Here is a 12992-nt window from a genome sequence, read left to right on the forward strand (position 1 = left end):
CCCTTGGCATCGTTGAACCACTTCACGGTGCCGTTTTCGCGATTGCCAGTGCCGTTCATGATCGACTTACTCCTTGGAACACGTCTCAGGGGTGGGTACGCCGTGGGGTGCGGCGGCTGGTTGCAAGGAGGAAGCGAGGTATAACGATGTAGCGGATCGGTGGATCTACCGCATCAGGCCACGATTCACGGTGACCTTTGCAAACGCAGCGGCTGCAACTTACCCCGGTCAAAATGAAAATGCAATCAGCAAAAAGACCCCGTCTGTCAACCCCCAAACCTCCCCCGCGGTGAGCCACGTGGACCCTGCGTTCATCTATTACATCTGTGCCGGCCTCCTGGTTCTGGTCGGGCTGGCAGGGGTGCTGCTGCCGGCCCTGCCCGGCACGCCGCTGATGTTCGCCGGGATGCTGCTGGCGGCCTGGGCCGACGGCTTCCAGCGGCTCGGCTGGCCGACGCTGACCGTGCTGGGCGTGCTCACCGCGCTGTCGCTGCTGGTCGACCTGCTGGCTACCGCGTTCGGTGCGCAGCGCGTCGGCGCCAGCCGCAAGGCGCTGTGGGGATCGGTGCTGGGCGGGATCGCCGGCATGTTCTTCATGCCGATCGGGCTGTTCGTCGGCCCCTTCGTCGGTGCTCTGGCCGGGGAGTACTGGCACGGCCGCGAACTGCGCCAGGCGACCCGCGTCGGCGTCGGCACCTGGCTGGGCATCGTCCTGGGCACCGCCGCCAAGCTCGGCCTGGCGCTGGCGATGCTCGCGGTGTTCGCGGTGGCCTGGCTGCTCTGACGCAGCACGCCTGAAGCCGGCGTCGCGGCGGCAGCATGAACGTGTGATGACCCTGTTGTCGTCACTTCCTGTATTTTCCCTGCCGGCCATTCACCCCGGCAGCGCACCACCCGCCCGCGCCGCCCGTTGCAGCGAGAACCGCATGTCCCATCGTCAGGTCCGTCCCCTGTTGCTGCTGTCGATCGCGGCCGTGCCGCTTGCGCACGCGCAGGAAGTCCTGCCCACCCCCGCCTCGCCGGAAGCCTGCGTGGCGATTTCCAGCGACGCCGCCCGCCTGGCCTGCTACGACCAGGCGTTGTCGCGCCGCACCGCCGATCCGCAGGCCGCCGATGCCGCGGCGCAGGCTGCCAGCGAACGCCAGAAGCAACAGCTGGACGCCAGCGTGCCGGAAGACGCCGGCGTCGCCGAGCGCACCCGCCAGCGCGCCGCCGCGATCTTCAAGCAGGACCGCTACGACAGCACCATCGCCAATGCCGGCAAGGGCTCGCTGCTGGACAGCCGCTGGGAACTGGCCAAGGACTCCAAGCTGGGCACCTTCCAGCTGCGCGCCTACAAGCCGGTGTACCTGCTGCCGGCGTTCTGGACCAGCAAGAAGAACGAGCTGCCGTCCTCGCCGAACCCGGTCAACACGGTGACCACCGCCGAGCCGCTGGACAGCGTGGAGGCGAAGTTCCAGCTGAGCTTCAAGACCAAGATCGTGGAGAACATCTTCGGCGACAACGGCGACCTGTGGGGCGCGTATACCCAGAGCTCGCGCTGGCAGGTCTACAACGCGGAGCAGTCGCGGCCGTTCCGCGAGACCAACTACGAGCCGGAACTGATGCTGGTGTTCCGCAACAACTACAGCCTGTTCGGCTGGAAGGGACGGATGACCGGCATCCAGCTGACCCACCAGTCCAACGGCCGCAGCGATCCGCTGTCGCGCAGCTGGAACCGGGCGATGCTCAACATCGGCCTGGACCGCGACAACTGGGCGCTGGTGCTGCGCCCCTGGTACCGCATCCCGGAGAGCCGCAAGCAAGACAACAATCCGGACATCGAGGACTACATGGGCCGCGGCGACGCGACCCTGATCTACAACCGCAACGGCCACGAGGTGGCGCTGATGGCACGGCATTCGCTGCGCGGCGGCGACCGCTCGCACGGCGCGGTGCAGCTGGACTGGGGCTTCCCGATCAGCAACCTGCTGCGCGGCCATGTGCAGGTGTTCGACGGCTATGGCGAGAGCATGATCGACTACAACCACCGCGCCACCTACGTCGGCGTCGGCATCTCGCTGCTGGAATGGTTCTGATCGGCCACGGCTGAGCGGCGCACGCGACGCCCGCCTGGGCGTCGCGTGCACCGATCGCTCAGAACCGGTAGTTGCCCTTCAGCCACAGATTGCGGCCCGGTTCGGCGATGCGAACCGGATCGGCCGGGAAGCCGAAGTCGGCGCTGCCGGCCAGGTTGAGATGTTCGCTGTAGCGGCGGTCGAACACGTTGTCGATGCCGGCGCTCAGCCGCAGCCCCTCACTGACCCGGTAGCCGCCGCTCACCCCCAGCGTGGCGAAACCGGCGCTGCGGCCGAGGTCGCGGCCGACCACATTGCCCTGGTCCAACGCCACCCGCCCCTGCCGCGCCACCGCGCGCAGCAACGCCCCGGCCGACCAGCGCTGCCCTTCCCACTCCAGTCGGAGCCGCGATTCCAGCGGCGGCATCTGCGGCAAGGGCGTGCCGTCGCTGCGGTTCTCGCCCCAGGCGTAGGCCAGCGTGCCGCCGAGGGTCAGGCCGTGCAACGGCTGCCAATCCATTCCCGCCTCGGCGCCGGCGATGCGCGCATCGACATTGTCGACGCGGGTGGTGGTGCCCATCATGCCGCCGTCGGCATAGGTGAAGAGGATGAAGTCCTGCACCCGCCCGGCGTAGGCGGAGACCCAACCCTGCACGGTCGCGCCGCGGTACTGCAGGCCGAGATCGAGCTGGGTGGTGCGTTCCGGGCGCAGCCCGGCGAAGGCGTTGGCCGCGCCCATCGGGCCCATGTCGGCAGAGAACAGCTCCCAGTAGTCCGGCATGCGTGCGCTGCGGCCCAGGCCGGCATACCAGACGGTGTCGGCCGAGAGGTTGCGCTCCACGCGCAGAAAACCGCTGCCCAGGTCTTCGCTGCGCGTCTGTCCGGCAGTGGGATTGGGCATGCCCATCATGCCGATGCTGCGCCGGGTGTCCTCGACCTGCGCGCGGTCCAGGCGCAGGCCGGCGATCCAGCGCTGCGCCGTGCCGGCGCCGAAGGTCGCCTCGGCGAAGGCGCCGAGATTGTCGAACCGCGCGTCGGTGCGCCACGGCACGGTCCGGTATGCGCCCTCGCCGCTGGCGCTGCGGTCGCGGTGGCGGCTTTGCTGGGTGTCGACGCCGGCCTGGACCACGACCTGGTCCCAGCGCCACTCCGATTCCACGCGCCCGCCGCTGGTGCGCCGGTCCACGTTGGCGGCCATCGGCATCGGCATCGCCGACTGCGGGTTGGGCCGGCGCAACGTGTAGTTGTCCATGACGTGGTCGGCGTCGTTGACGTAGGCGTTGGCGCGCAGCGCTTCCCAGGCGCCGGGCAGGTCGGTGCGCTCGAAGCGCGCGGCGTAGCTGGTGCGACGGAACTGGGTGCCGTCCATGCTGCGCCCGGCGTAGCGAGCCAGGCCGTCGCCGCTGCCGGCGGAGAGTTCCAGCAGGGTGTCCGGGTCCGGGGTCCAGCCGACCGCGGCGTCGGCATTCCACTTGCGCCAGCGCGACGGCACCACTGCGCCGTCGCCATCGCGGTAGTCGCCGGACTCGGAGCGGTTGGCGTCCACGCGGGCGTAGCCGCTGCGGTTGCCGCCGCGCAGGTCCAGATTCTGATCGTTGCGGTTCCAGGACCCGACCAGCGCGCTGGCCTCGCCTTCCAGCGTCGGCGCCGCGTAATGCGGGGTGTCGCGCTCGAAGCGCACGGTGCCGGCGGAGGCGCCGGGTCCCCAGCGCACGGTCTGCGGGCCCTTGACGATGGTGAGCCGGTCGAAGGTCTCCGGCGCGATGTAGGACAAGGCGTTGTCCATCCGCGCCGGGCACGCGCCGACCAGGGTGCCGTCGTTGCTGAGCACGTTGAGCCGCGAGCCGAACATGCCGCGCAGCACCGGATCGCCGTTGGTGCCGCCGTTGCGGATCGCGGCAAAGCCCGGCACGGTCTTCAGATAGTCGGCGCCGTCGCTGGCCGGCACCGGCTGCCGCGGCAGCTTCGGATCGACCGTCCAGGTCAGCGGCGCGACCGGCGCGGTGGCGGTCACCTGCATCCGGTCGAGGGTGGTGGCATCGGGCGCCTCGGCATGGCCGAAAGCGGGAAACAGACTGACAAGAATGCAGCACGACAACGCCGCCCGCGCGGGCGACGGCAGGAACTGAGGCATGAGGTGAACTCCAGAAAAGAACGGCGCCGGCGCGCCTAGCGCACCGGAAACAGGAGAGCGTTCTGGAGATTCGGTGGCGGCCCGCGTGCGCCGTGCGCACGCCAGCGCACAGCGGCATGGACGCGATGACGCAGCGGCGTCGCGGCCCTCGGCGCCGGCAAGGCCGTGGCCAGCAGCAGGACGATCGCCAGCCACGGCAGCAGCCGTGCGGCGAGCAGGCAGTAATCGCAGGCGGCATGCGCCGGGCCATGGTCGCGCTGTGCGCTCGACACCTCGTGGTGATCGGCGTGGATCGCGTGCGCGGCACCGTGTTCCGGTGGCAGTTCCGGCATCGCCTGCAACCCGGCCGTCGTGCACATCGGCACCGACAGGCTTGCGGTCTCCAGCAGCCGGCTGGCCACCGGCGCGACCACCAGCAACAGCGCGGCCAGCAAGGCGGGCCAGCGCATCAGGCGGCGCAGTCGGGCGGGAGCACGGAGGACGGACACCGCATCATTCTAGGCGGCCGCGTCGGCAGCGGGTCGGCCGCAGTGGCGGGTGCGACAACGTGACGCAGGAGGGGGCGCCGCATGCTGCTCGGCGACGCGCGACGCCTCTTGCGCGCGGTGAATCACGTGAGCGGTCAGCGCACGTGCTTGTGAATCAGCGCTTTGCTGATTCGGCGACTCTCATGTCGAAGACCAGAAAAAAGGATGAGCGGAGTCTCAACGAACCTATCTTCGTTGTCCGGGGAAGCTGCCGCGCCCCAACAGCCGACGCCCCACGACATAGCCACCGTTGCTTCCGGAACCACGCTTCCGCGCCATACCTCACGCCCAATCGGTAATGCCTTCCCGCCGATAGGTCTCGTGGAACGCCGGGCGCGCCTTCATCCTGTCGGCCAGCGCCTTCAGCGCCGGCCAGCTGTCGGTGGGCCGCGGCATGTTGCGCGACCAGCGCATCAGCATGACCAGCACGAAGTCGGCGGCGCTGCAGTGCTCGCCGAGCAGATACGGGCCGCCCTGCTCCAGGTGGGCCGCCACCTCGTCCCAGGCCTTTTCCAGGAACGTGCGGGCACTGGCGCGCACGCGCTCGGCATTGTCGGCGCCGGCCGGTTCGTCGGGATAGAACCAGTCGCGGTAGGCCGGCATCAGAGTGTAGGCGCCGAACAGCATCCAGCGGTAATAGGCCGCGCGTTCATGGGTGCCGGGCGGCGGCGCCAGGCCGGCGTGCGGATAGAGGTCGGCCAGGTGCATGGCGATGGCGACCGATTCGGTCAGCACCTGCCCGTCCAGCACCAGGGTCGGTACCCGCCCCTGCGGGTTGAGCGCCAGGTACTCGGGGCTCTTCTGCTCCTGGCGCTCGAAATCGAGCATGCGCAGTTCGAAATCGACCTGCAGTTCGATCAGCAACCAGTGCACGACGAACGAGGCGGTACTGGGCGAGCCGTAAAGCACGATGGACACGACGCTTTCCCCGGAGGCGGAACCAGCGCCGATTATTGCCGCGGCGCCGGCGCACCGCCAGCGCCGCGCACGACGCCGGCGACTTCGCCGGCGTTCGCGCTGCGGCCGATCAGGCCTCGACCACCACCGGGATCTTGCCGATGCGCGCCTGCCACTCGCGCGGGCCGGTCTTGTGCACCGACTCGCCGCTGGCATCGACCGCCACGGTCACCGGCATGTCCTTGACCTCGAACTCGTAGATCGCCTCCATGCCCAGGTCTTCGAACGCCAGCACCTTGCTGGCCTTGATCGCCTTGGACACCAGGTAGGCCGAACCACCGACCGCCATCAGGTACACCGCCTTGTTGTCGCGGATCGCGGCGATCGCCGCATCGCCGCGCTCGGACTTGCCGACCATGCCCAGCAGGCCGGTCTGCTCCAGCATCTGCCGGGTGAACTTGTCCATGCGCGTGGCGGTGGTGGGGCCGGCCGGGCCGACCACTTCGTCGCGCACCGGATCGACCGGGCCGACGTAGTAGATGAAGCGGTTGGTGAAGTCCACCGGCAGCGTCTCGCCGCGGTTGAGCATGTCGATCATGCGCTTGTGCGCGGCGTCGCGGCCGGTGAGCAGCTTGCCGTTGAGCAGGATCGTCTCGCCTGGCTTGAAGCTGGCCACTTCCTCGCGGGTGATGGTGTCCAGGTTCACCCGGCGCGCATTGGTCGGGTTGTAGGTGAGCTTGGGCCAGTCCTCCAGCGAGGGCGGATCCAGCATCACCGCGCCGCTGCCGTCCAGGGTGAAGTGCGCATGGCGGGTCGCCGCGCAATTGGGGATCAGCGCCACCGGCAGGTTGGCGGCGTGGGTCGGGTAGTCCTTGACCTTGATGTCCAGCACCGTGGTCAGGCCGCCCAGGCCCTGCGCGCCGATGCCCAGCGCGTTGACCTTCTCGTACAGCTCCAGGCGCAGCTCCTCGGCACGGTTGGACGCGCCGCGGGCCTGCAGGTCGACGATGTCGATCGGCTCCATCAGCGCTTCCTTGGCCAGCAGCATCGCCTTCTCGGCGGTGCCGCCGATGCCGATGCCGAGCATGCCCGGCGGACACCAGCCGGCGCCCATGGTCGGCACGGTCTTGAGCACCCAGTCGACGATGGAGTCGGAGGGATTGAGCATGGCGAACTTGCTCTTGGCCTCCGAGCCGCCGCCCTTGGCCGCGACGATGACGTCGACGGTGTCGCCGGGGACGACCTTAACGTTGACCACCGCCGGGGTGTTGTCCTTGGTGTTCTGGCGCTTGCCGGCCGGGTCGGCCAGCACCGAGGCGCGCAGCTTGTTGTCCGGATGGTTGTAGGCGCGGCGCACGCCCTCGTTGACCATGTCTTCCACGCCCATGGTGGCGTCGTCCCAGCGCACGTTCATGCCGATCTCGAGGAACACGGTGACGATGCCGGTGTCCTGGCAGATCGGCCGGTGGCCCTCGGCGCACATGCGCGAATTGATCAGGATCTGCGCGATGGCGTCCTTGGCCGCCGGCGACTGCTCGCGCTCGTAGGCCGCGGACAGATTCTTGATGTAGTCGACCGGATGGTAGTAGCTGATGTACTGCAGCGCGTCGGCGACGGACTGGATGAGGTCTTCCTGCTTGATCGAGGTCACGGCTGGCTCTGCGGCTGGCGGGGGGAAACCCGCCCATTTTAGGGCAAAGTGGCGGCCCCGCCCGCTGTCACACCGGCACGCCCTGTTCCGTCCTGGTCGTCATGACCCACGATCCGACCTTCGAATCCCACCGCCCCCGGCTGTTCGGCCTGGCCTACCGCCTGCTCGGCAGCCGCGCCGACGCCGAGGACATCGTGCAGGACGCCTGGCTGCGCTGGCAGGCCAGCGACCGCGGCACGATCCGCGACCCCGAAGCCTGGCTGGTGACCGCCACCACCCGGCTCGGCCTGGACCGCCTGCGCGCGGCGCGCAGCGGCCGCGTGCACTACGTCGGCCCGTGGCTGCCCGAGCCGCTGGAGATCGCCGACGACGCCGACCCGGCCGAGCGCCATGACCGCGCCGAGCAGGTGTCGCTGGCGTTCCTGGCATTGCTGGAGCGGCTGAACCCGCACGAGCGCGCGGCGTTCCTGCTGAAGGAGGCCTTCGACCACGACTACGCGCAGATCGGCCGCACCCTGGAGCGCAGCGAGGCCGGCTGCCGGCAACTGGTGCATCGGGCGCGCGAACGGCTCGGCCAGGGCCAGGCGCGCTTCGCGGTCACGCCCGAACGCCACCGCCAGCTGCTGGAGCGCTTCCTGCACGCCTCGCAGCGCGGCGATCGCGCCGCCATCGTCGCCTTGCTGCACGCCGACGCGCAGTTGCGCTCCGACGGCGGTGGCAAGGTCACCGCCAGCCTGCGCCCCCTGCACGGCGCCGAGCGCATCGGCCGGCTGTACTGGGCCGTGGCGCGGCGCGGCCTGGGCCTGCAGGCACGGATCGGCACGGTCAACGGCGAACCGGCGATCCTGCGCTTCCTGGGGCCGCGGCTGCAGTCGGCGACGCTGCTGGTGATCGACGGCGAGCGCATCGCCGAGGTGCTGACGCTGATGAACCCGGACAAGCTGCCGGTGCCGACGGCGCGACCTGCAGCCAGCCGTGACTGACCTGCGCCGGCGCTGTCACGCCGCGACGCACCGCCGCGTCCTGGAGGGGAAGGCGGCCATGGTGGCCGCCATGCGCGACCCACCATGCACTTCCATCGCATCGACTACACCCGCCACGAACCCGACGCATTCCGCGCCCTGCTCAGCGCCAGCCAGCAGGTCCACGACGGCACGCTCGGCAGTGCCCTCACCGAACTGGTGTTCCTGCGCGTCTCCCAGCTCAACGGCTGCGCCTACTGCATCGACATGCATGCCACCGCCCTGCGCAGGGCGGGCACCGAACCGCGCAAGCTCGACACCCTCGCCGCCTGGCGCGACAGCCGCTTCTTCGACGCCCGCGAGCGCGCCGCGCTGGACTGGGCCGAAGCGCTGACCACGCTGCCTGCCGGCGCGCCGCCGCAGGCGGTGTACGACGCACTGACGGCGCAGTTCGACCCGGCCGGGATCAGCGCGCTGACCATGGCCGTGGCCGTGATCAACGCCTGGAACCGGTTGGGCGTGGGGCTGCAGCCGGCGCTGCCGTAAGGGCGCTGCGCGCCGGGATTGGGGATTCGGGATTGGGGATTCGGAGGCAGGATCGCGTCGTCGGCAAGGATGCGTAGCATTTCAAAACTCCCGAATGCTCACCGCTGGACGCACGACCACGCATGCCAACACCAGGCAAACCCAGCGCGCGCGGCTCTGCTTGCACGAATCCCCAATCCCGAATCCCCGGCTTTTCAGCAGCCGAATGGCTGATCATCCCGCTGGCGTACGCCAGCAGTCCACCGACATGTCCCCGCAACACGCCGCCGCTAGCGTGGCGCGCATCCCAGACGTGGAGCGCGCGCATGATCGAGAACGCCCTTGCTGTCAGCCTGGCCGACGAGACCGACCTGGCCCTCGCCTCCCCCGAACCGCAGTCCCGCGCCAGCGCCAGCTACCGCCACCGCCTGCTGATGTGCGCGCCGCAGCACTTCGCGGTGGACTACGTGATCAATCCGTGGATGGAAGGCAACGTCCACGCCGCCAGCCGCGAGCGCGCGCAGGCGCAATGGAACGCGCTGGTGGCCGCGGCCGAGGCGGCAGGCGCCCGCGTCGACTGCATCGCTGCCGCGCCGGGCCTGCCGGACATGGTGTTCAGCGCCAACGCCGGCCTGGTGCTCGGCGACCGTTTCGTGCCAAGCCGCTTCCGCCACGCCGAACGCCGTGGCGAGGAAGCCTTGTTCGCCGCCTGGTGCCGCCAGGCCGGCCTGCGCATCCAGGAATTGCCCGAGCAGGTGTATTTCGAAGGCGCCGGCGATGCGCTGCTGGACCGCGGCGCACGCCGGCTGTGGATGGGCCACGGCCACCGCAGCGACCTGGCCGCCGCGCACGAACTGACCGACCTGCTGGACATCGAGGTGGTGCCGCTGCGCCTGATCGACGCGCGCTTCTATCACCTGGACACCTGCTTCTGCCCGCTGCGCGACGGCTACCTGCTGTACTACCCGGCCGCGTTCGACGCCGACGCGCAACAGGCGATCGCCCAGCACATCCCGGCCTCGCGGCGCATCGCCGTCGGCGAGGCCGACGCCCTCGCCTTCGCCTGCAACGCGGTGGACCTGGACGACACCCTGCTGCTCAACCGCGCCTCGTCCGAACTATGCGCCGCACTGGCCGCGATCGGCTACCGCGTGGTGCAGACCCCGCTGGACGAATTCCTCAAGGCTGGCGGCGCCGCCAAGTGCCTGACCTTGCGGCTGGACGAGTAAGCCGAAAGAGGCTCCAGCCAGACGCCTCCATCAGCCCCTCTCCCCCCGGGAGAGGGGTTGGGGTGAGGGTACGGCCGCCATGGAACGCCTGGCGGTAGCAAGCATTTCGAGGCTTCGCCCGTACCCTCATCCGCCCCTTCGGGGCACCTTCTCCCGCAGGGAGAAGGGAAGCGCTCGCCCCTCTCCCCAGGAGAGAGGTTGGGGTGAGGGTGCGACACGCCGCATGACACAGCCGTCGCGCCGGGCAGCCCACGCCGCTACGAACCCCATCAGCACAGCCCAAGGACCGCATTGAGCAACTCGCGCCACAACTGCTCGAGGTCGATGCCACCACGACCGCCGAACAAGCGGAACAGGCTGTAGCCGATCGCGAAGACCGCATACGACAGCGTCAACACCACCATGGTCGCCTCGCCACACCGCAGCAGCGCGGCGGCAAGCAGGACGAGAATCGTGCAGCCGAGCAGTTCGCGCCACGACGGCAGATGCGCACGCAGGCGGGCGAACACAGAGACGGCAGGGACGAACATGGCAACAGCCTCGGCTGGACAACGACGAGGCTACCCCATGCCCCGCCCTCAGCAAGCGCGCGCCCGCCACCGGCGTCAGCGACGGTGCAGCCTTCGTCGCCGCGCAGCCCACACTCCCCGCGCACACCCTGCCCCGGCACAATGCGCCGATGGCCTCAACCTCCCCCTCCCATGGCGGCGCCCGCGCCGCGTCCCGTACCAGTCCGAGCCTGCGCGAGCGCTTCGACGCGATGCGCAACCTGCCGCCCTTCCTGCGCCAGATCTGGCAGACCAGCCGCTGGCTGACCCTCAGCAGCATCGGCCTGCGCGTGATCCGCGCGCTGCTGCCGGTGGCCGCGCTGTACGTCGGCAAGCTGATCATCGACGAGGCCATCCACCTGGTTGGGCAATCGCCCGGGTTCGACACGCTGGGCCAGGCCCTGGCCAGCGGCCGCCTGAACCGGCTGCTGGAACTGCTGGCCCTGGAGCTGGCGCTGGCGATCGCCTCGGACCTGCTCGCGCGGCTGGTCAGCTATGCCGACACGCTGCTGTCGGAGCTGTTCAACAACACCACCAGCGTGCAGTTGATGGAGCATGCCGCGCAACTGGACCTGGAGGATTTCGAGGATCCGGAGCAGCAGGACCGGCTGGACCGCGCGCGGCGCCAGACCATGGGCCGCATGAACCTGATGAGCCAGTTGTTCGGCCAGGTGCAGGACGCGATCACCGTGGTCAGCTTCGCGGTCGGCCTGCTGGTGTACGCGCCGTGGCTCATCGCTCTGCTGGCGGTGGCGCTGGTGCCGGCCTTCATCGGCGAGGCGCACTTCAACGCGCTGGGCTACTCGCTCAACTTCCAGTGGACGGCCGAGCGCCGCCAGCTCGACTACCTGCGCCAGCTCGGCGCCAGCGTCGAGACCGCCAAGGAAGTGAAGATCTTCAACCTGCACAACTTCCTGATCGCGCGCTACCGCGCCCTGGCCGACCGCTACTTCCAGGCCAACCGCGCGCTGGCGCGCAAGCGCATGCTGTGGGGCACCCTGCTGGCGGCGCTGGGCACGCTGGGCTACTACGGCGCCTACGGCTACATCGCCTGGCGTACGGTGCGCGGCGACTTCAGCATCGGCGACCTGACCTTCCTGGCCGGCAGCTTCCTGCGCCTGCGGCAGTTGCTGGAAGGCCTGCTGATCGGCTTCTCGCAGGTGGCCGGGCAGGCGCTGTACCTGGACGACCTGTACTCGTTCTTCCGCATCGTCCCGGAGATCCGCACCCGCCCGGGCGCGGTACCGGTGCCGCGGCCGATCGTGCAGGGCTTCGTGTTCGAGAACGTCGGCTTCCGCTACCCGGACGCCGAACAGTGGGCGGTGCGGCACCTGGACTTCGCCCTGCGCGCGGGCGAAGTGCTGGCCCTGGTCGGCGAGAACGGCGCCGGCAAGACCACCCTGGTCAAGCTGCTGGCGCGGCTGTACGACCCGGACGAGGGCCGCATCCTGCTCGACGGGCGCGACCTGCGCGACTACGACCTGGACGACCTGCGCGCCAACCTCGGGGTGATCTTCCAGGATTTCGTGCGCTATCACTTCAGTGCGGGCGAGAACATCGGCGTCGGCCAGGTCGACGCGCTGGACGACGCGCCGCGGATCCGCGCCGCCGCGCAGCGGGCGATGGCCGCCGAGTTGATCGACGGCCTGCCGCAGGGCTACGCGCAGGTGATCGGGCGCCGCTTCAAGACCGGTGTGGACCTCTCCGGCGGGCAGTGGCAGAAGATCGCCATCGCCCGCGCCTACATGCGCGACGCGCAGGTGATGATCCTCGACGAGCCGACCGCCGCGCTGGACGCGCGCAGCGAGTTCGAGGTGTTCCAGCGCTTCAAGGAACTGTCCGACAACCGCACCGCGGTGCTGATCTCGCACCGCTTCTCCAGCGTGCGCATGGCCGACCGCATCCTGGTCCTGGCCGACGGGCGGATCGAGGCCAGCGGCACCCATGATGAACTGATGGCGCAGGGCGGCCGCTACGCGGAACTGTTCGAACTGCAGGCCGCTGGGTATCGTTAGCCCGTCCGCCCCTTCCGACACCGCCATGTTCCGTACCCTGCCCTGCCTGTTCGCCGCCGCCCTCGCCGTCCCGGCGCTCGCCGCTCCCGCCGCGGACACGCCGGCGCCGCCCGACTACGCCGCGGCCAAGGCCCTGGCCGACCGCGACGAGGCCGGCCTGCCGGCGGCCATGCAGGAACGCCTGCAGACCCTGCAGCGCGCGGCGCTGGACGAGGGCGTGGCCAGTTGCGCCACGCCGCGTCCGGACACCTCGCCGTTCACCGTGGTGGTGCAGGTGCAGGCCGACGGCAGCGTCGGCGCCAGTTGGCGCAACGGCACCACCCCGCTGGCCTTGTGCCTGGAACGTTTCCTGCGCCAGCGCTCGCTGCTGGCGCCGCCGCAAGCGCCGCTGTACCTGTCCTACGAGGTCTCGTTCGAGAAGTGAGCCGGATCGCCGCGATCGGCCCA

General features: G+C 69.8%; 12 protein-coding genes. 7 read left to right on the forward strand and 5 right to left on the reverse strand.

What is annotated here, in order from left to right; all coding sequences use genetic code 11:
• Positions 1 to 298: 298 nt before the first annotated feature.
• Together CEK65_RS10565 and CEK65_RS10570 are read left to right on the forward strand one after the other, a co-directional pair.
• Positions 299 to 784, forward strand: a complete 486-nt coding sequence (locus tag CEK65_RS10565) for a DUF456 domain-containing protein (RefSeq protein WP_043090812.1) — start codon at positions 299 to 301, stop codon at positions 782 to 784.
• A 142-nt stretch (positions 785 to 926) separates the two neighbouring features.
• The gene (locus CEK65_RS10570; protein ID WP_048491344.1) at positions 927 to 2078 is read left to right on the forward strand and encodes a phospholipase A; all 1152 of its coding nucleotides are present in this window, start codon (positions 927 to 929) and stop codon (positions 2076 to 2078) included.
• 58 nt (positions 2079 to 2136) lie between these two features.
• Here the strand turns inward: CEK65_RS10570 and CEK65_RS10575 are convergent, their stop codons facing one another.
• The 4 genes from CEK65_RS10575 to CEK65_RS10590 form a co-directional block, all read right to left on the reverse strand.
• Complete coding sequence (locus CEK65_RS10575) at positions 2137 to 4191, reverse strand: TonB-dependent copper receptor (protein WP_152181693.1); 2055 nt, start codon at positions 4189 to 4191, stop codon at positions 2137 to 2139.
• 35 nt (positions 4192 to 4226) lie between these two features.
• The gene (locus CEK65_RS10580) at positions 4227 to 4640 is read right to left on the reverse strand and encodes a DUF2946 family protein (RefSeq protein ID WP_152181714.1); all 414 of its coding nucleotides are present in this window, start codon (positions 4638 to 4640) and stop codon (positions 4227 to 4229) included.
• Positions 4641 to 5000: 360 nt separating this feature from the next.
• Positions 5001 to 5636, reverse strand: a complete 636-nt coding sequence (locus CEK65_RS10585; RefSeq protein ID WP_152181694.1) for a glutathione S-transferase family protein — start codon at positions 5634 to 5636, stop codon at positions 5001 to 5003.
• A 109-nt stretch (positions 5637 to 5745) separates the two neighbouring features.
• Positions 5746 to 7266 (reverse strand): fumarate hydratase, encoded by a 1521-nt coding sequence (locus CEK65_RS10590; RefSeq protein WP_017912810.1) that lies wholly within the window; start codon positions 7264 to 7266, stop codon positions 5746 to 5748.
• A gap of 101 nt (positions 7267 to 7367) precedes the next feature.
• Between CEK65_RS10590 and CEK65_RS10595 the strand changes: the two genes are divergently transcribed.
• The 3 genes from CEK65_RS10595 (at position 7368) to CEK65_RS10605 (ending at position 9982) form a co-directional block, all read left to right on the forward strand.
• Positions 7368 to 8249: an RNA polymerase sigma-70 factor gene (locus CEK65_RS10595; protein WP_152181695.1), complete on the forward strand. Its 882-nt coding sequence runs from the start codon at positions 7368 to 7370 to the stop codon at positions 8247 to 8249.
• Positions 8250 to 8333: 84 nt separating this feature from the next.
• Positions 8334 to 8774 (forward strand): carboxymuconolactone decarboxylase family protein, encoded by a 441-nt coding sequence (locus CEK65_RS10600; RefSeq protein ID WP_152181696.1) that lies wholly within the window; start codon positions 8334 to 8336, stop codon positions 8772 to 8774.
• A 305-nt stretch (positions 8775 to 9079) separates the two neighbouring features.
• Positions 9080 to 9982, forward strand: a complete 903-nt coding sequence (locus CEK65_RS10605) for an arginine deiminase-related protein (RefSeq protein WP_152181697.1) — start codon at positions 9080 to 9082, stop codon at positions 9980 to 9982.
• Between the two features lie 269 nt (positions 9983 to 10251).
• Here the strand turns inward: CEK65_RS10605 and CEK65_RS10610 are convergent, their stop codons facing one another.
• Positions 10252 to 10512, reverse strand: coding sequence for a hypothetical protein (locus CEK65_RS10610; RefSeq protein WP_152181698.1), 261 nt, complete (start codon positions 10510 to 10512; stop codon positions 10252 to 10254).
• Between the two features lie 149 nt (positions 10513 to 10661).
• Here CEK65_RS10610 and CEK65_RS10615 point away from each other — a divergent pair, with 149 nt between their 5' ends.
• Together CEK65_RS10615 and CEK65_RS10620 are read left to right on the forward strand one after the other, a co-directional pair.
• Positions 10662 to 12545 carry an ABC transporter ATP-binding protein gene (locus tag CEK65_RS10615; protein WP_152181699.1) on the forward strand — a complete coding sequence of 628 codons (1884 nt, stop codon included), beginning with the start codon at positions 10662 to 10664 and terminating at the stop codon, positions 12543 to 12545.
• Positions 12546 to 12570: 25 nt separating this feature from the next.
• Positions 12571 to 12969 (forward strand): hypothetical protein, encoded by a 399-nt coding sequence (locus tag CEK65_RS10620; RefSeq protein ID WP_152181700.1) that lies wholly within the window; start codon positions 12571 to 12573, stop codon positions 12967 to 12969.
• Positions 12970 to 12992 lie beyond the last annotated feature (23 nt).

This window comes from Xanthomonas sp. LMG 12459 (genome assembly GCF_009192905.1).
GTDB lineage: Bacteria > Pseudomonadota > Gammaproteobacteria > Xanthomonadales > Xanthomonadaceae > Xanthomonas_A > Xanthomonas_A sontii.

What these genes read in the sequence shown, in the direction of transcription:
- CEK65_RS10570 (WP_048491344.1), top strand. Translation starts at nt 927, where the DNA reads ATGTCCCATCGTCAGGTCCGTCCCCTGTTGCTGCTGTCGATCGCGGCC.
- CEK65_RS10575 (WP_152181693.1), bottom strand. Translation starts at nt 4,191, where the DNA reads ATGCCTCAGTTCCTGCCGTCGCCCGCGCGGGCGGCGTTGTCGTGCTGC.
- CEK65_RS10580 (WP_152181714.1), bottom strand. Translation starts at nt 4,640, where the DNA reads ATGCGCTGGCCCGCCTTGCTGGCCGCGCTGTTGCTGGTGGTCGCGCCG.
- CEK65_RS10595 (WP_152181695.1), top strand. Translation starts at nt 7,368, where the DNA reads ATGACCCACGATCCGACCTTCGAATCCCACCGCCCCCGGCTGTTCGGC.
- CEK65_RS10600 (WP_152181696.1), top strand. Translation starts at nt 8,334, where the DNA reads ATGCACTTCCATCGCATCGACTACACCCGCCACGAACCCGACGCATTC.
- CEK65_RS10605 (WP_152181697.1), top strand. Translation starts at nt 9,080, where the DNA reads ATGATCGAGAACGCCCTTGCTGTCAGCCTGGCCGACGAGACCGACCTG.
- CEK65_RS10610 (WP_152181698.1), bottom strand. Translation starts at nt 10,512, where the DNA reads ATGTTCGTCCCTGCCGTCTCTGTGTTCGCCCGCCTGCGTGCGCATCTG.
- CEK65_RS10615 (WP_152181699.1), top strand. Translation starts at nt 10,662, where the DNA reads ATGGCCTCAACCTCCCCCTCCCATGGCGGCGCCCGCGCCGCGTCCCGT.
- CEK65_RS10620 (WP_152181700.1), top strand. Translation starts at nt 12,571, where the DNA reads ATGTTCCGTACCCTGCCCTGCCTGTTCGCCGCCGCCCTCGCCGTCCCG.